Annotated in this window: 21 protein-coding genes and 1 other annotated feature; of the genes, 4 read left to right on the plus strand and 17 right to left on the minus strand. The window is 31.4% G+C overall.

What is annotated here, in order from left to right; translation table 11 throughout:
• Nucleotides 1-128 precede the first annotated feature (128 nt).
• A complete protein-coding gene (locus ACREWB_RS13790) occupies nucleotides 129-2,153 on the plus strand; it encodes an alpha-amylase family glycosyl hydrolase (RefSeq protein WP_431548023.1) in 2,025 nt (674 codons plus the stop codon).
• A 73-nt stretch (nucleotides 2,154-2,226) separates the two neighbouring features.
• On the opposite strand, the gene ACREWB_RS13795 is transcribed toward ACREWB_RS13790, so the two are convergent.
• The 4 genes from ACREWB_RS13795 to ACREWB_RS13810 all read right to left on the minus strand — a co-directional run bounded on the left by ACREWB_RS13795 (nucleotide 2,227) and on the right by ACREWB_RS13810 (nucleotide 4,048).
• Nucleotides 2,227-3,099 (minus strand): cyclic di-GMP-binding domain-containing protein, MshE-related, encoded by an 873-nt coding sequence (locus ACREWB_RS13795; RefSeq protein ID WP_431548024.1) that lies wholly within the window; start codon nucleotides 3,097-3,099, stop codon nucleotides 2,227-2,229.
• Nucleotides 3,100-3,116: 17 nt separating this feature from the next.
• Nucleotides 3,117-3,485, minus strand: a complete 369-nt coding sequence (locus ACREWB_RS13800) for a response regulator (RefSeq protein WP_431548025.1) — start codon at nucleotides 3,483-3,485, stop codon at nucleotides 3,117-3,119.
• A 171-nt stretch (nucleotides 3,486-3,656) separates the two neighbouring features.
• Nucleotides 3,657-3,803: a hypothetical protein gene (locus ACREWB_RS13805; RefSeq protein WP_431548026.1), complete on the minus strand. Its 147-nt coding sequence runs from the start codon at nucleotides 3,801-3,803 to the stop codon at nucleotides 3,657-3,659.
• Entirely contained in the window at nucleotides 3,803-4,048 is a 246-nt protein-coding gene (locus tag ACREWB_RS13810) for an ACT domain-containing protein (RefSeq protein WP_431548027.1), read from the minus strand. The genes ACREWB_RS13805 and ACREWB_RS13810 overlap by 1 nt, the downstream gene beginning before the upstream one ends.
• 65 nt (nucleotides 4,049-4,113) lie before the next feature.
• Nucleotides 4,114-4,445, minus strand: a binding site (T-box leader).
• 245 nt (nucleotides 4,446-4,690) lie between these two features.
• Here ACREWB_RS13810 and metA point away from each other — a divergent pair.
• Entirely contained in the window at nucleotides 4,691-5,608 is a 918-nt protein-coding gene (metA, locus tag ACREWB_RS13815) for a homoserine O-acetyltransferase MetA (RefSeq protein WP_431548028.1), read from the plus strand.
• A 23-nt stretch (nucleotides 5,609-5,631) separates the two neighbouring features.
• On the opposite strand, the gene ACREWB_RS13820 is transcribed toward metA, so the two are convergent.
• Complete coding sequence (locus ACREWB_RS13820) at nucleotides 5,632-6,564, minus strand: S66 peptidase family protein (RefSeq protein ID WP_431548029.1); 933 nt, start codon at nucleotides 6,562-6,564, stop codon at nucleotides 5,632-5,634.
• Nucleotides 6,565-6,690: 126 nt separating this feature from the next.
• Here ACREWB_RS13820 and nfsA point away from each other — a divergent pair, with 126 nt between their 5' ends.
• Nucleotides 6,691-7,428 (plus strand): oxygen-insensitive NADPH nitroreductase, encoded by a 738-nt coding sequence (gene nfsA / locus ACREWB_RS13825; RefSeq protein WP_431548030.1) that lies wholly within the window; start codon nucleotides 6,691-6,693, stop codon nucleotides 7,426-7,428.
• Between the two features lie 76 nt (nucleotides 7,429-7,504).
• Here the strand turns inward: nfsA and ACREWB_RS13830 are convergent, their stop codons facing one another.
• From ACREWB_RS13830 to ACREWB_RS13850, 5 genes are all read right to left on the minus strand, one after another.
• Entirely contained in the window at nucleotides 7,505-8,404 is a 900-nt protein-coding gene (locus tag ACREWB_RS13830) for a fumarylacetoacetate hydrolase family protein (protein ID WP_431548031.1), read from the minus strand.
• 76 nt (nucleotides 8,405-8,480) lie between these two features.
• Nucleotides 8,481-9,395 (minus strand): SMR family transporter, encoded by a 915-nt coding sequence (locus ACREWB_RS13835; protein ID WP_431548032.1) that lies wholly within the window; start codon nucleotides 9,393-9,395, stop codon nucleotides 8,481-8,483.
• Nucleotides 9,396-9,419: 24 nt separating this feature from the next.
• Nucleotides 9,420-10,583: a class I SAM-dependent methyltransferase gene (locus tag ACREWB_RS13840; RefSeq protein ID WP_431548033.1), complete on the minus strand. Its 1,164-nt coding sequence runs from the start codon at nucleotides 10,581-10,583 to the stop codon at nucleotides 9,420-9,422.
• Between the two features lie 126 nt (nucleotides 10,584-10,709).
• Nucleotides 10,710-10,946, minus strand: a complete 237-nt coding sequence (locus ACREWB_RS13845) for a hypothetical protein (RefSeq protein WP_431548034.1) — start codon at nucleotides 10,944-10,946, stop codon at nucleotides 10,710-10,712.
• A 253-nt stretch (nucleotides 10,947-11,199) separates the two neighbouring features.
• Entirely contained in the window at nucleotides 11,200-11,925 is a 726-nt protein-coding gene (locus tag ACREWB_RS13850) for a YybI family spore inner coat protein (RefSeq protein ID WP_431548035.1), read from the minus strand.
• A 230-nt stretch (nucleotides 11,926-12,155) separates the two neighbouring features.
• Here ACREWB_RS13850 and ACREWB_RS13855 point away from each other — a divergent pair, with 230 nt between their 5' ends.
• Nucleotides 12,156-12,626 (plus strand): GreA/GreB family elongation factor, encoded by a 471-nt coding sequence (locus ACREWB_RS13855; protein WP_431548036.1) that lies wholly within the window; start codon nucleotides 12,156-12,158, stop codon nucleotides 12,624-12,626.
• A 66-nt stretch (nucleotides 12,627-12,692) separates the two neighbouring features.
• On the opposite strand, the gene ACREWB_RS13860 is transcribed toward ACREWB_RS13855, so the two are convergent.
• The 7 genes from ACREWB_RS13860 to ACREWB_RS13890 all read right to left on the minus strand — a co-directional run bounded on the left by ACREWB_RS13860 (nucleotide 12,693) and on the right by ACREWB_RS13890 (nucleotide 23,443).
• Nucleotides 12,693-14,750 (minus strand): penicillin-binding transpeptidase domain-containing protein, encoded by a 2,058-nt coding sequence (locus ACREWB_RS13860; protein ID WP_431548037.1) that lies wholly within the window; start codon nucleotides 14,748-14,750, stop codon nucleotides 12,693-12,695.
• A gap of 320 nt (nucleotides 14,751-15,070) precedes the next feature.
• On the minus strand, nucleotides 15,071-16,303 hold the full coding sequence (sstT, locus tag ACREWB_RS13865; RefSeq protein WP_431548038.1) for a serine/threonine transporter SstT: 1,233 nt from the start codon (nucleotides 16,301-16,303) through the stop codon (nucleotides 15,071-15,073).
• Between the two features lie 287 nt (nucleotides 16,304-16,590).
• On the minus strand, nucleotides 16,591-17,943 hold the full coding sequence (locus tag ACREWB_RS13870) for an MATE family efflux transporter (protein ID WP_431548039.1): 1,353 nt from the start codon (nucleotides 17,941-17,943) through the stop codon (nucleotides 16,591-16,593).
• Nucleotides 17,944-17,982: 39 nt separating this feature from the next.
• A complete protein-coding gene (locus ACREWB_RS13875; RefSeq protein ID WP_431548040.1) occupies nucleotides 17,983-19,632 on the minus strand; it encodes a PocR ligand-binding domain-containing protein in 1,650 nt (549 codons plus the stop codon).
• Nucleotides 19,633-19,718: 86 nt separating this feature from the next.
• The gene (gene ilvD, locus ACREWB_RS13880) at nucleotides 19,719-21,389 is read right to left on the minus strand and encodes a dihydroxy-acid dehydratase (RefSeq protein WP_431548041.1); all 1,671 of its coding nucleotides are present in this window, start codon (nucleotides 21,387-21,389) and stop codon (nucleotides 19,719-19,721) included.
• Between the two features lie 274 nt (nucleotides 21,390-21,663).
• Nucleotides 21,664-22,104 (minus strand): DUF6465 family protein, encoded by a 441-nt coding sequence (locus tag ACREWB_RS13885; protein WP_431548042.1) that lies wholly within the window; start codon nucleotides 22,102-22,104, stop codon nucleotides 21,664-21,666.
• Between the two features lie 229 nt (nucleotides 22,105-22,333).
• Complete coding sequence (locus ACREWB_RS13890) at nucleotides 22,334-23,443, minus strand: dipeptide epimerase (RefSeq protein ID WP_431548043.1); 1,110 nt, start codon at nucleotides 23,441-23,443, stop codon at nucleotides 22,334-22,336.
• Between the last annotated feature and the right edge of the window lie 165 nt (nucleotides 23,444-23,608).

The following is a 23,608-nucleotide window of genomic DNA, read 5'->3' on the forward strand; positions in this document are numbered from 1 at the left end:
GTTAAATTTACAAATAAAAGAGGAAATCAAACATTATAAGTTGAATTATACATATAAAATACTATTTTTTAGAAAACCATAATAATTGTATGTTTTAGATACTTATTATATAGTAGGAGGAGATTTTTATGAAGGATAACCATAAGAAAAAAAACAATATAAAAATATTGGACATTGACCCCTATCTCAAACCTTTTGAAAAAGATATTACCTTAAGAGTAAATCATTATAAAGAAACTAAAGAGGTTTTGCTTTCTAACTATTCTAATTTCGAATCCTTTGCAAATGGAAACTTGTTTTATGGCTTCCATCCCTGCGATGGAGGTTGGTATTATAGGGAATGGGCACCAGCTGCAGAAGGTCTCTATCTGATTGGAGATTTTAATTTTTGGAATCCTGAGTCACACCCCTTAAAAAAAATAGGGAATGGTAATTGGGAAATCTTTTTAAGCGGTAGTAAGGCCCTTAAACATATGTCAAATGTAAAAGTTAGGATAGTGGCTAAAGGTGAATCCAAAGATAGACTTCCACTTTATATTAAAAGAACAGTACAAAATCCAGTTACTAAAGATTTCCTTGGCCAAATATGGCAACCAGATAATCCTTTTGTTTGGCAAGATAGTGACTTTCACGTGGATCATTCAAAACCATTATTTATATACGAAACTCATGTTGGCATGGCTCAAGAAAAAGAAGATATGGGTACTTTTAATGAATTCACACAAAATATACTTCCAAGAATAAAAGCTGAAGGATATAACACTATACAACTTATGGCAATTATGCAACATCCGTATTATGCTTCTTTCGGTTACCAAGTATCAAACTTCTTTGCAGTTTCATCTTGGTTCGGTACTCCAGATGACCTTAAGCTATTAATTAATACTGCTCACTCAATGGGACTTACAGTATTACTTGATTTAGTACATTCCCATGCTATTAAAAATATAGCAGAAGGAATAAATGAATTCGATGGAACAGACTATCAGTTTTTTCACACTGGAAGCAAAGGAAGCCATCCTGCTTGGGACACAAAACTTTTTAATTATGGCAAACCAGAAGTTCTTCATTTTCTATTATCAAACATTAAGTTTTGGCTTGAGGAATATCATTTTGATGGATATCGCTTTGATGGTGTATCTTCAATGTTATATCACCATCAAGGTCTAGGAGTAGCATTTACAGATTATAGTAAATATTTTAGTACTGATACTGATATTGAAGCAATCACATACCTTCAATTTGCAAATGAATTAGTTAGAGAAATTAAACCTTCAGCAATTACAATTGCTGAGGATATGAGTGGTATGCCTGGTATAGCTCTTCCTGTAAGCTATGGAGGAATAGGTTTTGATTACCGTTTGTCAATGGGAATACCAGATCTTTGGGTGAAAATACTTAAGGAACGTACTGATGAGAATTGGAGTATGCGACAGTTATGGTATGAACTCACTAGTAGACGTCCTGAGGAAAAATGTATTGGCTATGCCGAATCTCATGACCAAGCTCTAGTAGGCGATAAAACCTTAATGTTTCGTTTAGCAGGTCCTGCAATGTATGATCACATGTTAAAAACAGATAATAATTCCATTATAAATAGAGCTGTAGAAGTACTTAAAATGATTAAATTTCTCACTATCTCTCTAGGTGGTGAAGGATATTTGAATTTCATGGGCAATGAATTTGGTCATCCAGAATGGATTGATTTTCCAAGAGAAGGTAATAATTGGAGTTTTCATTATGCAAGAAGACAATGGAGTTTAATAGATAATAAAAATCTAGTTTATGATTACTTGTTGAATTTTGATAAAGAAACGTTGACTTTTTTTAAGTCTCATAATATATTAGGAGCAAATGATTTGATGAATCTTTGGAGTGATGAGAATTTAAATTTACTTGCCTTTAGAAAAGGTGGTTTAGTATTCTTATTTAATTTTAATCCAACAAAATCCTTCGAAGAATATGAACTTCCAACTGCGGATGCTGGTAAATATGAAGTTATATTTAACAGTGATCTGAATATATTTGGTGGGTATGATAGAATATCTTCAAATTATATTTATGACACAAAACCTTTGAAAGGTAAAGACAATAAAATCGGCATCACTATTTATTCTCCAAGTAGAACAGTATTAGTTTTAAAGAAAATATAAATAGTGTTTTTAAGTAAACTTAATGATTTATAGCGAAAAGAACTGCTGGAATATATTCCGGCAGTTCTTTTCACTATAAATGAGAAATGATTAGTTCTATTTTACCAAAAGGTAATTCTATTGGTAGCACATATGTAGAACAAATAGTTTCATTAAAACAAATAGACTGAGGCTCCATGTCTAATTCTATTCCTATATTAGACATACCTACAAGATATAGCCCATTATTTAAATTTAAAAATTCACCTACAGAATCTTTAGCCAATTCGTCCATACAGGTTAATTCTTCCTCTGCATATATGGACGCTAATTTTACAAATACATCCCGTTCTGCATTGATATATGTTTTTAAATTAATCTTGTTATTTATTGTTTGGGTTACTGCACATTTTGTTTTGTACTCTTCAACTTTCATAATATTATTTGTATAAACCTCAGAATGGATGAAACGAATTATATTACGCATGAATAAGGAAATATAGTTCTTTATTTCTATACCGTATTTATCCTCTTCTAAATTTACATAAATATTTATAATTTCATCTACGTCATCTTTTTGAATGGCATCAAACTGACCTTCTGAAATATTATATTTTTTCTTATAAGCGCTCATTGCTATTTCAAACTTTTCAAGAGACATAAAGTTTTTATCTATTAAAGCTTGTGCTAGTAAAAGATGTCCAAAACTTTGTGAAGATAAGAGTTCATCTACTTGCTCCTCTTTTAAATACTTCGCATCTACAGCTAATTCCCCAAACCTTTTATCGGCCTTTGTTTGCATTTGATGTACTTTACTTGCCTGCTCTGCTGTCATATATCCTGCATTTACAGCTAAAACTCCCAGTTTTAATTTAACTGATTCTTGATATTCTAGTGCCGTGCATAATTGCTCAGCAGTAAGATAATTTTCATGTAATAAGTATTGACCAAAATATTGACTAAACATAGTTTCGCCCTCCTCTCTTATTTTAGATTATGAAGAATTTTATTAATCTGCTCTTTTTCCCAAGGCTTTTGTATAAATTCAAATGCTCCTACTTTTATTGCCTCTTTTACATGTTCTTTTGTTCCAGCCGAAGAAGCCATTACTACTTTTGCATCCTTATCGAATTCCATTATTTCTTTAACTGCTTGAATACCATTTTTTATTGGCATAATTATATCCATAAAGACTAAATCTGGATTACTCTCCTTGTATACATCTATTGCAACTTGACCATCAGTAGCTTCTAAAATATTTTCACATCCACAATTTTTTAATACCTCTTTTAACTTTTTCCTAATTAGCAAAGAATCATCACATATTAATATTTTGAGCATATTTTCTGTCATTCAAATCCCTCCTCATGTAATTTTAAGACATAACAGATATTGATTAAATTAATTTATAAATACTTTTTCATATTCTATATGTATAGTTCTACAAACACTTATAATTCTCCTTTATATTTACAGAAAAAAGCACATTGTCAAAGTTCTCAATGTGCTTTTTTTATTATATGCTTATTCTTCGGATCCACGACCCACCCCAAAATAGTTAATATTATAATCCCAGTTATAATGTTCAGCTTGATTTTGTGATTCTTCCTCAGGATTATTGATTTTTTCTACATCTTCCATATGATCTGATTTTTCATTGATATTTAACATTATTCTACCTCCTTCAATTCTTTGATTTCATGTACATTAATAATTTTTCTTAGTTGCATCATTGCCTGTTCTATCCCTAAATTAGAGCCTTCTTCTATAGTTATCTTCAAATTTGAATACTCGCCAAATTCACCTTCTGTCATCACGAGACCTCTTATTTGAAATTCTTTTCTTTTTAAAATATTGGTAACTCTTACTAAAGCATCTATACCATTTTCTACTTTAGCACTTATAGTTTTATACATTTCGATTCCTCCTTTTTGGACAAATAAAAAATCTTCCATTCCTATAAACACATATCAACTATGTTTATAGGGACGAAAGATTCGTGGTACCACCCTAGTTCGTAATTTATTATTATAAATTACCTCCTTATTTGGTCAAGCGAAACAGCAAAATATATTTCTTTAACCATAGCTCTATATCGGGAGCACCCGTCTTCGTTTACTCAATGTAAAATAATTCTGTCCTTGTGATAATCATGCAAATATTTTTTTTTGCAGTTTATAATCACAATACTTTCAAGTTCAACTCAGCAGCTCAAGAGTGATCATTATATATCCGTTTCAACACCAACTCTCAACAAACGTTGGTTCTCTGTAGTTTCAACCGTGATATTTTTCTCTCTATCATAGCTTTAATTATTATATTATTTATTATTATATACACAATATAATAATTTGTCAACACTTAAATTTCTTTTTTTTTAATATTCTGTTTATTTGTATTTTAACTTTATATTCAGTTTTAATAAAGCCTGTCCGTTTATTCTTGCCTAATGTAACGTTTGTTGACAATTATTAGACAATATAGTACTATTACATTTAAATTATAGCATAATTGCAAATTTATCATAAAAAAATAAGTTAGCGTAAGGGGAAATTAAAATGCCAATAAAAATTCCAGATAACTTACCAGCATTTAAAACTTTGAATAAAGAAAATATTTTTACTATTACAGAAGACCGAGCATTTCATCAGGACATTCGCCCTTTGAAGATTATAATTTTAAATCTTATGCCCACAAAGGTTGAAACTGAAACACAAATTTTGAGGCTTCTTGGAAACTCCCCACTACAGATAGATATAGTACTTTTGCATCCCGAAAGCCACTCATGTAAAAATATATCTGAAGAACATTTGATTAAATTTTATAATACTTTCGATGAAATAAAGGACTCTAAATTTGATGGAATGATAATAACGGGGGCTCCAATCGAAAGCGTTCCTTTTGAAGAAGTAGATTATTGGGAGGAACTTAAAAAAATTATGGAATGGAGTGTACATAATGTATACTCAACTTTGCATATTTGTTGGGGTGCTCAAGCAGGACTTTATTATCATTATGGACTTGAAAAACATAAACTGGATAGCAAAATATTTGGAGTGTTCAAACATGAAATAACAAAACAAAACATTAGACTTTTGAGCGGATTTGACGATGAATTTTATGTTCCACAATCAAGATATACCGAAATACGAAAAGTTGATATTGATAAAATAAAGGAGCTCCAAATCTTATCCAAATCAAAAAAATCAGGTATTTACATTGTATCAGCAAAAAAAGGACGTCAAATTTTTGTAACTGGCCACTCAGAGTATGATCCATTAACGTTAAAAACTGAATATGACAGAGATATAGCAAAGGGTTTAGACATAAATGTTCCAGACAATTATTTCCCCAATGACGATCCGTCAAAACCACCTATTGTGAAATGGAGAGGACATTCTAATTTACTATTTTCTAATTGGTTAAACTATTATGTTTACCAGGAAACACCTTACAATCTAGTTCACCTGGATTAAAGCCAGTGTAAACTTTCTTTAGCTTATTTCAAAGAATTTTCTATAATTGTAAGAGTAGAAATATCAGCATCTAGTAGTGCTTTTACTCCAAGAGGAATTGTAATTTTAGGAGTGCAATGACCTGCCATGATATTATATATGGTAGGTTTTTTAGCTGGGACTACAATATCGTTAAATACCTGCATCAACGTATGATCAGAATCCTCATATTGCGGTAAACAATTTTTAAAATCACCTAATATTATGCCCACGCAATCTTTAAACTTTTCTGAAAGCCTAAGCTGAGTCAGCATCCTATCTACAGAATAAGTAAATTCATCTATATCTTCTAAAAACAGAATCTTACCCTTTGTGTCTATTTCATAAGCAGTTCCAATCGTAGCTGCAATTAACGATAAATTCCCACCTACTATTTTACCGCTAGCCTTTCCGGATACCAGTGATTTAATCTCAAAACCTAACGGATTCTCCATCTGTCCTAAGGGATTAATACAAGTTATTGCATTAACATAACTTTGTTTTGAAAACTCATCGAAGTTTCCCACCATATCTGTAGCAGTCATAGGCCCATGAAAAGTAATTAAATTGCATATTTGGTTTAATGCTATATGAATTGCAGTTATATCACTATATCCCATAAAAATCTTAGGATTTTTACTAATCATTTCATAATTTAACATATCAAGAATTCTTGGGGCTCCGTACCCACCTCTTAAACAGAAAACTGCATCAATATTACTATCCTCAAACATTGTATTTATATCTCTTGCACGTATTTCATCGGTCCCTGAAAGATATCCATATTTTTCACCACAACTTTTCCCTATTACTACTTTAAATCCCTGTTTTTCAAGAACTTTAATGGATTTTTCTAGCTCATCAGCTTGTCTTAAAGCACTAGACGGAGCAATAAGCCCTATTGTATCTCCTATTTTTAATGCATTCGGTAAAGTCATTACAATACCCCCTTTTAATGATTATCATACACTGTATTACATACATACTTTTTATTTTCATTAGTTTATGGTATATTGTTCACAAGAATAAATGTTCTTAAATTTTTAATTAAGGTGGTAAATAATATGAATGAAACTATAAATGTATTAAAATCTCATAAATCAATAAGAAAATATAAAGATCAACCTGTAGAAGATGAAAAAATAAAAACAATTATAGAATGTGCACAAAGCGCTGCAACTTCCAGCTATATTCAAGCTTATACAATTATAAGTGTGAAAAATAAAGATAACAGAAAAAAAATAGCATATCTTTCAGGAGAACAAAGTTATGTAGAACAGTGTCCATTATTTTTAGTTTTCTGTGCCGATTTAAACCGTGCTAAAACATGTTGTGAAATTAATAATGTGACTATGGAAGAAGGATATACTGAAACATTCATTGTTGCAACTGTGGATGCTGCCCTTGCTGCACAAAATGCTTTAATTGCTGCAGAATCATTAGGCCTAGGTGGAGTATATATAGGTGGAGTAAGAAATAATCCATCACAAATCAGTGAAATTTTACACTTGCCATATGGTGTATACCCTGTATTTGGAATGTGCCTAGGTTATCCTAATCATAATCCAGAGAAAAAAGAAAGATTACCACTAGACGTGATATTTAAAACAGATGAATACAACACAAACGGCGATGCTGAAAAAATAGAAGAATACGATATTCATATTAAAGATTATTATGAGAGAAGAACTAAAGGAAAAAGATTAGACACATGGACAAATCAAATATCTAATCAAATGAAGGAACCTCAAAGACCTCATATGAAGGATTTTTTAGAAAAACAAGGGTTTATAATAAAATAGATTTAACTAATTAATACTGTTAAAAATAAGGGATGCCCTATTGTATGCATCCCTTATTTCTTTACTCTAAATGCTTTTAGTTTTTATTATAAACCTCGTTTACAATTGAACCTATATTCTCCACATAGCATTCCACTACATCCCCATCTTTTAACATTTTTCCTGGTAGAAATCCCATTCCAACACCAGCCGGTGTTCCTGTACAGATTATATCACCCGGCCTAAGAGTTAACCCTTTAGATAAATCGCTTATAATATGTTCAATATCAAAAATCATATTTCTAGTGTTAGAGTTTTGTCTAAGTTCTCCATTAACTTTGCACTGTATGTTTAACTCTACAGGAAAAACAATTTCATTTTTATGCACTATTGTTGGACCCATAGGGCAAAAAGTATCCAGGCTTTTAGCTTTAAACCACTGCTTGTGCTTTGCTTGAAGATCCCTTGCAGAAACATCATTTGCAACAGTATACCCAAATATATAATCTTCTGCCTCCTCTAGCTTTATGTTTGTACCTTCCTTCCCTATAATAACTGCAAGCTCAGCCTCATAATCCACCTCAGTAGTTGTTTCTTTTGAAAAACAAATTTTTTCTCCAGTTCCTATAGCTGGACTAGCCACTTTTGTAAAGTATATAGGATGCTCTGGTATAAAATTATCTGAAATTTGAGTAATCTTGATTTCCTTTGCATGTTCTTCATAATTTTTTCCTATACAAAACACATTTCTCTTAGGATAAGGAATAGGCGCCAAAAGTTTTACCTCTGATAACTCTATGGTATAAGTATTTGTTGTAATTACTTCATTTTCTAACATCATTATTATCTTGTCATCGGCCATTTCTATAAACTCCTGAAGCCCACTTATTTCTGGTAGATTAAGTCTTTTCATAGTTTCCATAATAGGAACTATTTTAGTTCCTATTAATATTCCTGCTGACGTTTGATTTTTATAAGTATAAGTAACGAATTTCACTTTCAGCCCCCCACTTTTTATTCAATTGTATAATACTGTAATTATATCACAAGTCTAATATGTATTCACTTTAGTATTATCCTAAATTAATTAATATTAATGCTATAATAACTAGTCCTATCGCTATTTCATTCTTTTTAGATAACTTTTCTTTATATAAGACTACTTCTCCTATACTTATAAATATTATACTTCCTGCACTGTACACTGGAAAAGCTATGGATGTGGGTATGGAATTCAAAGCCATTATAAGAAAATAAGAAGAAAATAGATTTGGTATCCCCACCAACATTCCCATGAGTAAGTCTCTTTTCATTACTATCTTATCTGATTTTACAACGAAGTATAAACTAAATAAAAATGCTGTAATAAATATAACAAATAAAAATATATCTTTATATTCTATTAAAGCATATTTCTGAAATAACTTATTTTGAAATTCTGCCATACCTCCAAATAAAAACAATAAAATGAGTGTAAAATTTATGCTTGTACTTTTATTTTCATCCTGTGATATATTGGAAAAAACTATTGAAAATAAAGCTATAAATATTCCTACCCATTGAATAGCTTTGGGAATTTCCTTCCAAAATATGATAGAAAACACCATAGGCACTAAAATTCCAAGCTTACCAAATGTTCCTGAAAGAGATGCACCATTTTCCTTTACACTTTTCTGATAATAAAGGAATGACAAAAAGAAAAAAACGCCCCCTATTATACCAAGTAATATGGACCAAACAAAACTGGCATCCTTAGAAAAAGCCACATTATTTTGTGATAAAACATTAATGAACTCAGCAATAAAATTTGTTGCTGAAAAGTTAATTTCTAGTGGTGGTTTAACTATAATCATTAGGAGTCCTATAGTTAAAGCAGTAAAATAATTTGCACTTGTAACTGCATATCTGTTCATTTGATTGCCTTCACTATACTTAAAAATAAGAGCAATAGATGAGCTACACAATATAGCCAAAAATAAATTAAACATATTTCAAATCCCTTCACATCTATTTTAAATTAAATTATCCTTTTTTAATAAATTAAATAATGTAGGCTTTAAATTAAACTCATTAATTAAAACATTAACTTCAGCCAGCGCTTTTGATTTTTTTTCTGTAGATATATTAGATTTTGAAGCTCTGATCAATAAATTTTTAGGAGAATGTGATATATCTATAAACTCTAGAAGTTGGGTTTTGTATCCGACGCACTCTAAAAGATTTGCTCTTATTGCATCTGTCATAAGCGCTGCAACCCTTTCTTGTATTATTCCATATTTAGTTATTATAGACAATGACTCTGTTTTAATTTGGCTATTTATTTCATGTTGGCAACAAGGAACAGAGAAAATCATCTTACTATTCCATTTTACAGCATTATATAATGCATAATCGGTAGCTGTATCACAAGCGTGTAATGTTATAACCATATCAACTTTATCATTATATTTAAATCCATTTATATCCCCTAACTCAAAATGCAAGTTCTCATAATTATACCTTTTAGCTATATCATTACAGTTGTTAATCACGTCTTCCTTAAGATCAAGCCCTATCATTTTAACATCAATTTTTTTAATTTCTACAAAGTAATAATATAGTATAAATGTTAAATAAGATTTCCCACAACCAAAGTCTATTATTGTAAGCTCCGCAAAATTATTATTTCTAATTTCGTCATCAATAACTTCAACAAATCTATTTATTTGCTTATATTTATCATATTTTGAACTTACAACCTTGCCATCTTTTGTGAAAATGCCTAAATCTATAAGAGGTTCAATTATCATACCCTCTTTAAGAATATAATTTTTTTCTTTGTTATGTGCTTTATTGGTAAGTTTTGCATTATCACTTTTTTTCTTGCCTAAATGTACTTTACCTTTTTTAGAAATTTTCAAATCAAATGTTGTTGTATCTGACCAAGCATCAATTTGTTTATAATGGGATGATACATATTCTAAAAGTTTTTCACCTAAAATATCTATATTAATATTTTCATGAAATACTTGCTTATCTGTACATTTTTCTATTTGATAATATTGTTTTGTAGCATTTTCTTTAAGAATAAAGGTTATTTTATTGTACTTCTCATCCACACTCATTTTATTACTTATAACTAATTTTATAACGTCTTGTTGTATAATTTCATCAATTGCACTCTTTAATTCTTCCATTTTCATCACGCCTTACAATTTATTTTTATATCAAATCAATTAATTCTAACACTTTAAAGACAATTAAGCATCATAAAATTAATAAAGCACCCTCCTTTTTACAAGACGATACTCCATTAACTTTTTTTAGTTTTGTTCTTCTTTTGTTAGTCTATCTAATTGCGATTTCAGCTTATTAATTTGATAAGTTAGTTCCGCTACTCTTCCGTCTGTTGAATAAAGCCCATTAGGCCCCTGAGACATATTTTCCATTTCAAAACTTAAGCATGAAATATCAGTTTTTAAATCCTCAATCTGATTATTAATAACTTTTTCAGTGTTAGCTATGTGATTAAAACAATACACATTGTAATCATCACCCATTTGTTTACCTCCTATGCAGTTAAATTCTATGCTATTGTGAACCTTGCTATTCTCAAAGCTAGGGCCTAGATAAAGCTATTACCTTTTAATTCATGTAATTATTAATCTGTATTATTAGAATTATTCCCTAATTTATAATATAATAATCTATACATATACTATAAAACCCCCTATTTTTTTTAACAGAAAATAAAGGACTACCTTTTGAGATAGTCCTTTTTTTCTGTTAATACTAACTAGATTTAACATATATCTATACCTTTGCTCCAAAGATAGCTACATTTTGGTTATCCAAAACAAATATGTTATCTTTCCATTCTAGAGTATTCATAACATAACCTAAAGAATCTGCGTTGTACCTTCCAGCTATTTTTTGATAAGCGAGTAACGAATATACTTTATTTGCATCAAAATCCACAGGATATAAACCACTTAGCGGATTTACAAATCCATCAATTGGATTCTTTAGCTTACCAAACTCATCGTATATTTCATTTAAATAATCATCATCCTTATTGGATATATCTATAATATATTTCTCATTATTAATCACACTGATAACGTAAACCTTATAATTGTCTTCAAAAGTAACATCATATTGATACTTCTCGTTAAATAAATCAAAATCAAACATTAATCGTATTTTATTATTAAGGAAAGAATAAATGTAGTAGTGCATTATTCCACCACTGCCACCTGTAGCAATACTTATTAATATATCATCTACAGCATCTCCTGTAAAATCCCCTAAAAATAGTGTAGGGTTATAACCTACGTTTTCACTTAGTTGTATACTAGTAAAACTCCCTGTCCTTCCGCTTTGTATTACTAGAGTGATATCTTCCGTAAAAGGACTGTCCGATGTCTTAACACCAGTTAAATAAACATTGTCAGGTATTCCATCACCGTTTACATCACCTCTTGCATAAGATACAATTATAGGACATATAATATTACCTCTAAAATAACTATTACACATAGTAGCTCCTTCCAATGTAAGCTTTGTATAATAGCTTACGAGCTAAACTACAAAAATGTTCCATTATCTTTTTTTACTTCACTTGACTAAAATAAAAGGTTACATCAGTCCATAACTTTGGTGGTATAATGGTTGTCTTAAGCGTAGAATATTTTAATCACAATATATAGTATATATGACTTTAGTGTTTTTTTAATATAATGTAATTTTTAAAAAAAGAAGGTGAAAAAATGAACAATAAACTTACTAAAAAAGATGTTGAACAACTCCAAAAAGAATTTGATTATCGTAAAGGGCCTTTGACAATGGAAATTGCCCATGAAAAAATGATAGCTGCAGCTCATGGTGATAGAAGTGAAAATGCTGAATATAAAGCCGCAAAATCAAGCATGTACGACAACTACAGAAGAATGGGTTATTTAATAAAAATGATTAGAACTGCCGAAGTTATAGATGATGTTATTGTTAATATTAAAGGTGCAAATATAGGAGATAAATTACTGATAAAATTTGAAGGCAGTGATGATGTAGAAGAAATAGAACTTGTAACAACATTACAAGTGGATATAATAAATTGCAAATTTAGCATAGAGTCGCCAATAGGAGGAGTTTTGTTTGGAAAGACAATAGGCGATATTGTAGAAGTACAATCTCCTGATGGAAATTATAAAATAGAATTAATAAATATAAATAAAGAATGATACAAATAAAACATCCCAAAATGCTCTATCACTTTAGCTAGAGCATTTTGGGATGTTATTATTTTACTATCTCTTTAAGTAATATTCCATTACCTCTTTTACAATCGGTACCACATAATGACTTCCACCTCTTCCTTTGACATCCTCTATAAGCATTGCTACCACTATTTTAGGATTTGCTGTATCCATACATATAAACCATCCATTTTCCTTTGCATTAGCATCTTCTGCATTTTTCTTAAGTTCCGCAGTTCCCGTTTTACCTGCAAGAACTACCCCTGCAATTTGGGCAGCATTACCTGTGCCCCCTTTTGTATCTATTACAGCAGTTAAATCATCTTTTATAATTTTAACATTTTCCTTAGAAATTACACTTTCTTTCCAAACCTTAGATTTTACCTTTTCATTAAAACCCTCTAAAGTTGGGGACATAATATTGCCATCGTTGACAATCGAACTATATGCTAGTGCAATATGGAGTGGACTCATAAGAACCTGGCCCTGACCATAACCAGTATCTGCTAATGCCTCATCATTTATAATTTTATCAGTAGCTACTTGTGATTTTACCATAGGATAAACTATTGGTAGCTTTTCCCCTATGCCAAATTTGCTGCTTCCTTTTATGAATTCATCCTTACCTATGTCAAGAGCTGACATTGCAAAGTATATGTTATCAGAAAATACAAATGCATCCTGTAGATTAACTGGTGCTACCCGAGTCCCAACCCTGGTAACCATATGTGGTCCCCATGATGCATCTTTTTGCCACTTTTCACCTATTATTTCTATTTTTTTAGTTGGGTCTATAGTACCTTGCTCTAAACCAATAGCCGCCGTTATCAATTTAAATGTAGATCCTGGAGAATACGCCCTTGAAAATCTATTTTGAAATGGATCCACACCACTTTTTTGAAGTTCTTCCCATTTTGCAACTATTGTATTAGATTTATAAGTAGTATATGCATTTGAATCATATGACGGGGAACTTACTAAAGCCAATACTTCTCCAGTTTTTGGATTTATTGCTGCACTAGCCCCCGCATCATTTTTCATTCCTTCATATATTTTTGTCTGAAGCACTAATTCTACTGACAATGTTATATTTTCTCCAGCTTTAGATTCTTTTGTAAGAATTTCTTTTTTTTCAACACCACTTTTATCTGATATATATATTCTTCCTCCATTTTCTCCTTTGAGTCTTTTTTCATATACTTGTTCTACACCTGCAGCACCTATAAAACTTACCGAACTATAACCCTGACCAGGCATTCTTTTTATATCATCAGCCTGTATAGGCCTTATATATCCTATAAGCGACCCAAACGCTTCTCCTCCTGGATATACTCTTCCAATATCAGACTGGAAGAGTACTCCATCAAGTTTGTTAGCCTCAGATGTTTTATCACCTTTAATTATATTAACAATTGGTAGAAACTGAGTAGAATTTTCATTTCCTTTTAGTTTATCCTCTATAACCGCGGCATCAATATCTAGAATTTCAGCTAATTGTGAAATATTATTATCTTTATCTATAACAAAATCAATAGGTTTTAATCCTAAGATAGGAATTTGTTCATTTTTAGCAAGTGGCTTCCCATTCCGGTCATAAATTTCTCCACGTGTAGCAAGCGCAGGTACTATCCTAACCTTATCTCCTGCTTCCATACTTGGGAATATCATCTTTTCATCCCAGACTATTGTCCACTTATTTTCATTATCAACTTTTTCTTTTACCATAATTGCTGTATATCCAGACTCATTTAATTGCCCAACAGCTGTTTTCATGGCTATAGAGAATGGTATATTAATAGTCTTTTCATTTCCATCTTTAATTTCATCTTTATTATTAAGTTTAATTGAAATACTCTCTGCCTCTATTCCACCGTAAATATCAGTATATTTCTTAACAAAATCATCTTGAGTTATTTTTTCTTTTGTTTTATTTGAAATCATGCTATACATGGTCTTGTAATCTTTCTTTACCCAGCTATTCTTATATGTATCAAAAGTTTTAGCTGCACTAACCCCTTTTGTAAAAACACTAAATATAAATACTGCTATTAATATTATTATAATACCTAATATTACTAAAAAAAATATTTTCATCTTTTTTTTGGACATTTTATATATCACTCCTCTGCATATCTAGTGTAATATAATTTACACGATTCATTTGTTGATTTATTTCCTTTAATTTTCATATATTACTTAATTATAACATATCATATCGTATAATATATATAGGGATGATTTATGTACAATTTAAAGCCTGAAACTTTCGATTTTAAATCAGTCGATGGTATTTCTATAAAACAGCTCAATAAACAGTACAAACCTATTTTCATAAATTAAAAAGATGGTTACCTATATATTAACATAGGTAACCATCTTTTCATTTTCAATTGCTTAAATAAAACTTAACTCACAAAAACCAGCATTTTCTATTTATTAATAATAATTTCTTTTCCTTCTTTACGCATCTTTGCAAATTCAGCTGTTGCTGTGAACAGTGCATCTGTTGATGAATTAAGAGCCGTTTCGAAGGAGTCCTGTAGAACTCCTACTATAAAACCTACACCAACTACCTTCATTGCAATGTCATTTGGAATTCCGAATAAGCTGCATGCTAAAGGAATTAGGAGTAGCGAACCACCAGCCACGCCAGAAGCACCACAAGCGGATACAGCAGCAAGTATACTTAGAATTAATGCTGTAGCCATATCTACCTCAATACCCAGTGTAGTAACTGCGGCAAGAGTCAAGACAGTAATGGTAACTGCTGCACCTGCCATATTAATAGTAGCACCTAGTGGGATGGATACAGAATACGTGTCCTTATCTAAACCAAGTTTTTCACACAAACTCATATTTACAGGAATATTTGCAGCTGAGCTACGTGTAAAGAATGCTGTAATACCACTTTCCCTCAAGCACATAAGCACAAGCGGGTATGGATTTTTACGAATATTTACGTATACAATGATTGGATTGACAACAAGAGCCATAAAGACCATGCATCCAAGCAGAACTGCAAGTAATCTTCCATAGCTAAGTAAGGCCGAAACTCCATTTGTAGCAATGGCATCAAAAACTAGACCCATGATACCTAGTGGTGCAAAATTAATTACCCATCTAACCATTTGGGTTAGTGCATCTGAGAAATTATTGATCATTGTTTTTGTAGTATCAGGCGCATTTTTTAATGCAAAGCCAAGAAGTAATGCCCAAGACAATATGCCGATATAATTGGCATTAAAAAGTGCTTTCACTGGATTATCAACAATATTTAATAGCAATGCTTTAAGAACCTCTACGACGCCACCTGGTGGTGTCACATCCTTAACTCCTACAGTAAGTGTTAATGTTACTGGGAACATAAAGCTTACAACAACTGCTACAAGTCCAGCTAAAAATGTTCCCAAAAGATAAAGTCCTATAATGGACTTCATATTTGTTTCATGACCACTCCTGTGTTGTGAGATGGCTGACATTACCAAAAAAAATACTAATATTGGTGCAATCGCTTTCAAAGCACCTACAAATAAAGAACCGAAAATGACTATTGGTTTTGCTTGCTCAGGAATTGTTACAGCCAAAATAATACCAACAATTAAACCTACAATTATTCGTTTTACAAGACTCATTCCGTTCCACTTTTTCATTAGATTTCCCATAATTTTTTTCCTCCTAGGTTAAGATAGAAACAAAACAGCTCACTTACTTACCAATCACTACCATCAAGCAAATTATCTTAATATTCTTGTTATAGTGACAATTTTATCACAAATTCCAACTCGTGTATATAAAAATTTAAATACCATAAGACGTACAAAATAATAAATGAGTACAGCTATATTTTATCTTTATCTATTTTTAATATTAATATACTTCCATATTTAATTTTGGCTAATTGAAATATTTATTAAATAACTTTAAATCGGCCCCAAAACATGACCTACTTTTACTTTGTCTTCCATCTTATTTCAGGACGTTTTCGAAGAAATATAATAAACCAAATTGTTAGTATTGTACCTTTTAGGACACTGCTAAGGCTTATGCTCCACCATACTCCACTCAGTCCAATAATAGTCGAAAGTAAAAGCGCTCCTGGAATTCTTAAAGCATTCAAAACAATTCCTACTATTGAAGGTGGCACTGTCTTTCCAAGACCATTAAAGGCTCCTGCTGTTGTTATTTCTAAACACATGAAAAGTTGTGATATTCCAAGTATTCTTAGATATATAATGCCATCCTTTATTACCTCTTTCTCTGAAATAAAAACAGAGAAAATAGGTCCTGGAAAAAACATTAGTAAACAGGAGGTTATTGTTCCAAAAATTGCAATAATACCCAATCCTATAAAATACCCCTTATAGATTCTATCCCATTTTTCAGCTCCGAAATTTTGCCCTACAAAGGCACTTAAAGCAGTTTGAAACCCTCCAGCTGTCATCCATGATATTGACTCGATTTGTGCCCCAACGCTTTGCACTGCAATCGGGGTTGATCCCCACCTCGATAATATTCTTGCTATTATCATTGCTATAAAAGTAAATACTCCACTTTGCACTGCAACCGGCATACCAAACTTAACGATTTTTCCCACATGCCTCCAATCAGGTTTTTGCAGAAAATTTAGCGAAGAGAAATAATCAGTTTTTTTTGTTATCACAAAACTAAATATTATTGTTACAACAAACTGCGCAAATATTGTAGCAATAGCCGCTCCCTTAACTCCCATACTTGGGAATGGTCCCACACCTAATATCAAAATAGGATCAAGTATCATATTTACCATAAGTCCAATTGTATTTATTCTAAAAGGTGTTCGACTGTCTCCATGTCCATTGAATATTGCTGTAAGTACAGGAGGTGTAAAGAAAAATATCATTCCTGCCGAAACTATAACAAGATAACTAATTGCCATACTAACAATATCAGCACCACCAATATTAAAAAAACCTATAAGCTGCTTTCTAAATATAATCATTGTAGCTCCATACAAAACAGCAAAAACTATGTTCATTTGCAACGAATGTCGTATATAGCTTTGGGTCTCTTCTATATCTTTTCTTCCTACAGATTGTGACACCCCCACCGCTGCACCTATTTGGGGAATTGTTATGAACGCGAAAGCAAACCAAGTGAAAAATCCCGCCGTGCCTACTGCCGTTACAGCCCTAGATCCTAAAGCACCAACCCATATCATATCAGTAAGACTATAAGCTGTTTGTATCAGTGACGTTCCCATGATAGGTATTGAAAGGATTATAAGTTTTTTTAAAATATTTCCTTCAGTTAAATCGATTTTCATTAAGTAATCCTCCAGCTTCTAATTGATATCTGTTCTTAATTAAAGGGAGGTTTGAATTTTCCCCCTATATACGTTAGGCGTCATGCCTACATTTTTTGTAAATAAGCTTACAAAATAACTGTTGTTATTATAACCAACCATTTTACTAATATCTTTAACTTTAAAATTGGTAGTCATTAAAATTTTCTTTGCTTCTTCAATTCTTAAATTTTGCACAAAATTACTAAAAGATATATGGTTTTTTTCATTAAAAAGAGAACTTAAATAATTTGGACTAATAAAAAATATATCAGCAATAAGATTTAAATTTAAATCTTCTTTATAATGAACATTAATGTACATGTTAATGTTATCTATAAGTTTTCTTCCGTTACTTTTTACATTTTTTTTATACTCTTCAATACAGTCAAAACAAAAACATTTCAAAATCTCCCACGGATCTTCTTTTTCAATGTCTTGAAGATATTTGTCATATTTTTTTCTAACATGTGATATAATTTGTATATTTTCGAGTCCTCTCAAAGCTGTTCTGGATAAAACAATAATCATTTCTTTCACTATACCATCGCTTTGAGCATTTATATTTCTGTAGCTATTAATGCCCTCTTCTATCTTTTTCACATCAAGTCCTTTGATAGCGTCTTCTAGCATAATTTCTAATTCATACGGGTAGACAATGTCCTTTAATATGCTTGTACCTCCCGCAAATATTTTTTCATTATACATTTTAATATTGGCTTTTTTTAGTGCATCTTTTAACTGTATTTTTTCTTTTGTATTTATCAATATTTCGTTATCTTTTTCTATAAGTTCATGTTCTAGAATACTACGTTCTAACATTTTTTGAATTAATTGTGATGCAATGGTTAAAGACTCTTCTATTACATATATACGGCTTTTAATTATACTGGAAATTTGTTCGTAGGATGTCAATATAACATCTTCCTCTAATCCCAGTTTTTTTGCCATTTTAAAAACCTTTTCCTTAATATCTTTAGATTTTTGTAGAATGAAGCTTCCACTTTTTAAATATCCAAAAACATTATCATTTAGTGTAATAGGTACCTTTATTTCTGTTAATCCGTATTCACATTTATACATTTTATAAAATAATTGGTTAACGCTTTCAGTAGTATATTCCACTTTATAGCACTGTTGATAAGAATTACACATTTTGCAAAAGTTATTTTTATAATCTCCTTGTGTAAGAATTTTATTATTCTCATCGTAAATATTAATTGTAATCTTTAAAATCTCAGACAATTGTTCTTTTATATTTTTAAGTATTTCTATAGGAATCATATCCTGCATATTTCTATCCATTGCAATTATGTAGTGTTTTTCTAATTGAATTAATTTTATGGGCACATAAGTTACTACGAAAATCAAATCTTGTTTCCCTGTATTATATACCTCATGTTCTGAATAGGCTGGGCAGTAAACAATCATTGATTTATACATATCTTCTTTTTTACCATCTGTAATAAAAATACCTTGTCCATCTTCAACGTAAAAAAGCTGCTCCTCTCCTAGATGCCAGTGTTTTTTTTGCTGACATCCAGGATAAATTTTCACTTGTGCCACACTAAGTCTTCTATAAGGAGAATCGACTGGTTCATGTATCCATGATATTTCACCCCAATCAAATTTTTGCATATCAAATTTATTTATATTGTCCAGAAGATTCATACTATTCACCACCTCAAACGTTTATAATATATACATTATAAGTCATTTATAAAAAAAAGCAAATCCTATAATAGGATTTGCTTTTTTTACTTTCCTGGTATTTCTAATACTGCTCCTCTGTTACCAGATGTTACTAAGGCTGCATAACGTGCTAGATAACCACTTGTAATTTTAGGTTGTCTTGGTTTCCAATTTGCTCTTCTAATAGTTAGTTCTTCTTCTGATACGTCAAAGTTTATTGTGTTTGCCATAATATCTATTTCAATTATATCACCCTCTTCAACAAGTGCGATATTTCCTCCTACTGCAGCTTCTGGCGATACATGGCCTATGGCTGCGCCTCTTGATGCACCACTAAAGCGTCCATCTGTTATGAGTGCTACTGTGCTGCCAAGTCCCATACCTATGATAGCAGAGGTTGGGTTGAGCATTTCTCTCATGCCTGGACCACCCTTAGGACCTTCATATCTTATTACTACTACATCTCCTGCTACAATTTCACCGCCCATGATTGCTGTATTTGCATCTTCTTCACATTCGAATACTCTTGCCGGCCCTTGATGTTTCATCATTTCTGGTACCACTGCAGAACGTTTTACAACACACGAGTATGGTGCCAAATTTCCTTTGAGCACTGCGATTCCACCCGTCTCACTATATGGATTTTCAATAGGCCTAATAATATCCTTATTTAAGTTGATACAACCAACAATATTCTCTGATACTGTTTTACCTGTACAGGTAATAATATCAGTTTTCAGAAGGCATCTTTTGTCAAGCTCATTCATAACAGCATATACTCCTCCTGCTTCATCAAGATCTTCAATATATGAATCCCCAGCTGGTGCAAGATGACAAAGATTGGGTGTTTTTGCACTGATTTCGTTTGCAATGTCAAGATTAAGTTCTATTCCTACTTCATGAGCAATGGCTGGTAAATGTAGCATACTATTTGTACTGCAACCTAATGCCATGTCTACGGTAAGTGCATTCATAAATGCGTCTTTTGTCATAATATCTCTAGGCTTAATATTTTTTTTAAGTAGCTCCATGATTTGCATCCCAGCATGTTTTGCTAGCCTTATTCTTGCTGAATATACAGCCGGTATGGTTCCGTTTCCTTTAAGTCCCATTCCTAAAGCTTCTGTTAGGCAGTTCATACTATTCGCCGTGAACATACCAGAACAGGATCCACAGGTTGGGCATGCTTTCATTTCATATTCTTGAACGTCTTCTAATGACATTTTAGATGCTGAGTATGCACCTACTGCTTCAAATACTGAAGATAGGCTTGTTTTCTTTCCGCCGACTTTTCCTGCAAGCATTGGTCCACCGCTTACAAATATTGTCGGAATATTAACCCTTGCCGCTGCCATCAAAAGTCCTGGTACGTTTTTATCACAGTTTGGTACCATTACTAGTGCGTCAAAGGCATGTGCCATTGCCATTGCTTCTGTAGAGTCTGCAATTAATTCTCTAGTTGCAAGTGAGTATTTCATTCCTTGGTGTCCCATGGCAATGCCATCGCATACTGCTATGGCTGGGAATACTACAGGAGTTCCCCCTGCCATGGCAACGCCGAGCTTTACTGCCTCCACTATTTTATCTAAGTTCATATGCCCTGGTACAATTTCATTATAAGAGCTGACAATACCTATTAATGGTCTTTTAACTTCTTCCTCTGTCATGCCAAGCGCATTAAGTAGAGATCTATGTGGTGCCTGCTGAATACCTTTTTTTACTGAATCACTTCTCATTTTTTTTCATTCCCCTCTAAATATAGATTAATATATTACATGATAATATTATAAAATTCATTTATATTATTATAATCCTATTTTCATATTAATAATTACGATAATATTTAAATATATTACTCAAACTTTAAATATCAATATATTAATATTTATATCAAAAATTTAATATACATTGTATTATGTAGCCCCATTAACAAAATTATGTATTAAAATCAGTATAATCTTGGAATATAATAAAAGGCCATAAGCCTTCTATTATATTTATAAACTTATATTAAGATAATTTAAAGTCTATTTTACTATCTCCATTAACCAAGCAATACGCTTTATCTTCATCAACCTTTAAATATGCTTCCACGGTTTTTATTTCTGAAAGTTTATGGGATTTTACCCATTCAGCACAAACTTTATCTAGGATCGTTTGTTTACAAACCTCTTTTCCTTCGTATTGAACGTAAAATGTAACATCAACTTTCTTTGCTACTGTTTTTTTAGCAGCAATTGTTGCAGACGTTGTTGTTCTACTTGCTTTTGCTTTAACATTTTTAGCAGTATTTTTTAGTGCATCAAATGTCTTTTGCACATTTCCTTTTATAACAATATCCGAAGCTATTTTCCTTGCAGCTTCTGCTTTTTCTTCAGTTGATTTTATAACTTTTTCTGCTGTTGACTTTAAAGCCTCTTTAGCATAATTCAAAGTATTATCTTTTTTCATATTATTGACCTCCATTTATAAAAATTTCTTATAGTATTTACTATATTCGATGCACTTTAAAAAAATCTTATTTTGTTTGTTTTTTAAATTAAATTATATAATCTGTACACATATATTGTGTTGGTTAATTTTACCACAAAACAAATTTTTATGATATAAAAATTAAAAAGGTTATCTTACAACTTTGTAAGATAACCTTTTATAAAAAACAACTTCAATTATTTTAATATTAGTCTTGGTAAAAGCTAGAAACTGGTACTTTTGAATATTTTATAAATTTTATACCAAGTCCTGGATCATCTGTAAGTATTATTTTAGATTCATTAAATATTGCTCCTCCATTTATGTGATCTTCTTTACATAGAACTGGACCATCTAAATCGATTTTAGTTATAATACTCTTTGCACAGGCTAAATGCACAGCTGCAGTTACGCTTACTTTTGCTTCTAGCATACAACCTATCATACACTGCACTCCATACATTTCTGCTAAAGAGCATATCTTAAGAGCATTATATATTCCGCCTGTTTTCATAAGTTTTATGTTTACAAAATCTGCTGCTCTCCTCTGTAAAACATTTAGTGCATCCATTGGAGAAAATATACTTTCATCTGCCAAAACTGGTATATATATATTATCCGTAACAAATTTTAATCCATCTATATCATGTGCTGAAACTGGTTGTTCTACAAACTCTATTTGTAGCCCTGCATCTTCCATTTTTCTTAATATATTTACAGCTTCCTTTGGCTTCCAGCCTTGATTTGCATCGATTCTAAGATTAACATTATAACCTATAGCTTTCCTTATAGCTTTCATTCTTTCCATATCGCGCACAGAATCTTTCCCAACTTTTATTTTAAGAGTATTATATCCTCTATTTATAGCATCTAAACTATCCTTCGCCATTTCTTCAGGATCATTTACACTTATAGTTATATCTGTTACTATTTCTTTCCTATATCCGCCTAATAACTTGTATAAAGGCGCTCCATATAACTGTCCATATAAATCATATAGTGCCATATCCACTGCCGCTTTAGCACTAGTGTTTTTTATAATACAGCTTTCAAGCTTCAACATTATTTCTTCAAAATTCTCTATTTTAAGTCCTACCATACTCTTCTTTATATGATCTTCTATAGCTCCAATTATTGCTCCTGCGGTATCACCTGTTATTACTCCCGTAGGTGGTGCTTCTCCAAACCCTATATTCCCAGTATCAGTATGAACTTCTACTATAATATCCTCTACGCTTGTAACAGTTCTTACAGCAGTTTTAAATGGTGTTCTAAGGGGGACAGATATTCGTCCTATTTTTATATCAATTATTTTCATGTTAATTCCTCCTTAATTTCTATAATAAAAACCCAGAAAAAGCATAACCAAAGGTTTGCCACTACTTGGTTTTATTCACTTTTAAATAGGTATAATCCCATTCACTTTGAACAAAGCACTAAATTTTAAAAAAATCTTAATTATATTTCATTGTATTTTTTTACA

The sequence above is a fragment of the Clostridium sp. genome (assembly GCF_050717635.1).
Lineage (GTDB): Bacteria > Bacillota > Clostridia > Clostridiales > Clostridiaceae > Clostridium_AD.

Coding starts and splice junctions, on each gene's coding strand:
- ACREWB_RS13790 (WP_431548023.1), top strand. CDS start 129: ATGAAGGATAACCATAAGAAAAAAAACAATATAAAAATATTGGACATT.
- ACREWB_RS13795 (WP_431548024.1), bottom strand. CDS start 3,099: ATGTTTAGTCAATATTTTGGTCAATACTTATTACATGAAAATTATCTT.
- ACREWB_RS13800 (WP_431548025.1), bottom strand. CDS start 3,485: ATGACAGAAAATATGCTCAAAATATTAATATGTGATGATTCTTTGCTA.
- ACREWB_RS13805 (WP_431548026.1), bottom strand. CDS start 3,803: ATGTTAAATATCAATGAAAAATCAGATCATATGGAAGATGTAGAAAAA.
- ACREWB_RS13810 (WP_431548027.1), bottom strand. CDS start 4,048: ATGTATAAAACTATAAGTGCTAAAGTAGAAAATGGTATAGATGCTTTA.
- metA (WP_431548028.1), top strand. CDS start 4,691: ATGCCAATAAAAATTCCAGATAACTTACCAGCATTTAAAACTTTGAAT.
- ACREWB_RS13820 (WP_431548029.1), bottom strand. CDS start 6,564: ATGACTTTACCGAATGCATTAAAAATAGGAGATACAATAGGGCTTATT.
- nfsA (WP_431548030.1), top strand. CDS start 6,691: ATGAATGAAACTATAAATGTATTAAAATCTCATAAATCAATAAGAAAA.
- ACREWB_RS13835 (WP_431548032.1), bottom strand. CDS start 9,395: ATGTTTAATTTATTTTTGGCTATATTGTGTAGCTCATCTATTGCTCTT.
- ACREWB_RS13840 (WP_431548033.1), bottom strand. CDS start 10,583: ATGGAAGAATTAAAGAGTGCAATTGATGAAATTATACAACAAGACGTT.
- ACREWB_RS13845 (WP_431548034.1), bottom strand. CDS start 10,946: ATGGGTGATGATTACAATGTGTATTGTTTTAATCACATAGCTAACACT.
- ACREWB_RS13850 (WP_431548035.1), bottom strand. CDS start 11,925: ATGTGTAATAGTTATTTTAGAGGTAATATTATATGTCCTATAATTGTA.
- ACREWB_RS13855 (WP_431548036.1), top strand. CDS start 12,156: ATGAACAATAAACTTACTAAAAAAGATGTTGAACAACTCCAAAAAGAA.
- ACREWB_RS13860 (WP_431548037.1), bottom strand. CDS start 14,750: ATGTCCAAAAAAAAGATGAAAATATTTTTTTTAGTAATATTAGGTATT.
- sstT (WP_431548038.1), bottom strand. CDS start 16,303: ATGGGAAATCTAATGAAAAAGTGGAACGGAATGAGTCTTGTAAAACGA.
- ACREWB_RS13870 (WP_431548039.1), bottom strand. CDS start 17,943: ATGAAAATCGATTTAACTGAAGGAAATATTTTAAAAAAACTTATAATC.
- ACREWB_RS13875 (WP_431548040.1), bottom strand. CDS start 19,632: ATGAATCTTCTGGACAATATAAATAAATTTGATATGCAAAAATTTGAT.
- ilvD (WP_431548041.1), bottom strand. CDS start 21,389: ATGAGAAGTGATTCAGTAAAAAAAGGTATTCAGCAGGCACCACATAGA.
- ACREWB_RS13885 (WP_431548042.1), bottom strand. CDS start 22,104: ATGAAAAAAGATAATACTTTGAATTATGCTAAAGAGGCTTTAAAGTCA.
- ACREWB_RS13890 (WP_431548043.1), bottom strand. CDS start 23,443: ATGAAAATAATTGATATAAAAATAGGACGAATATCTGTCCCCCTTAGA.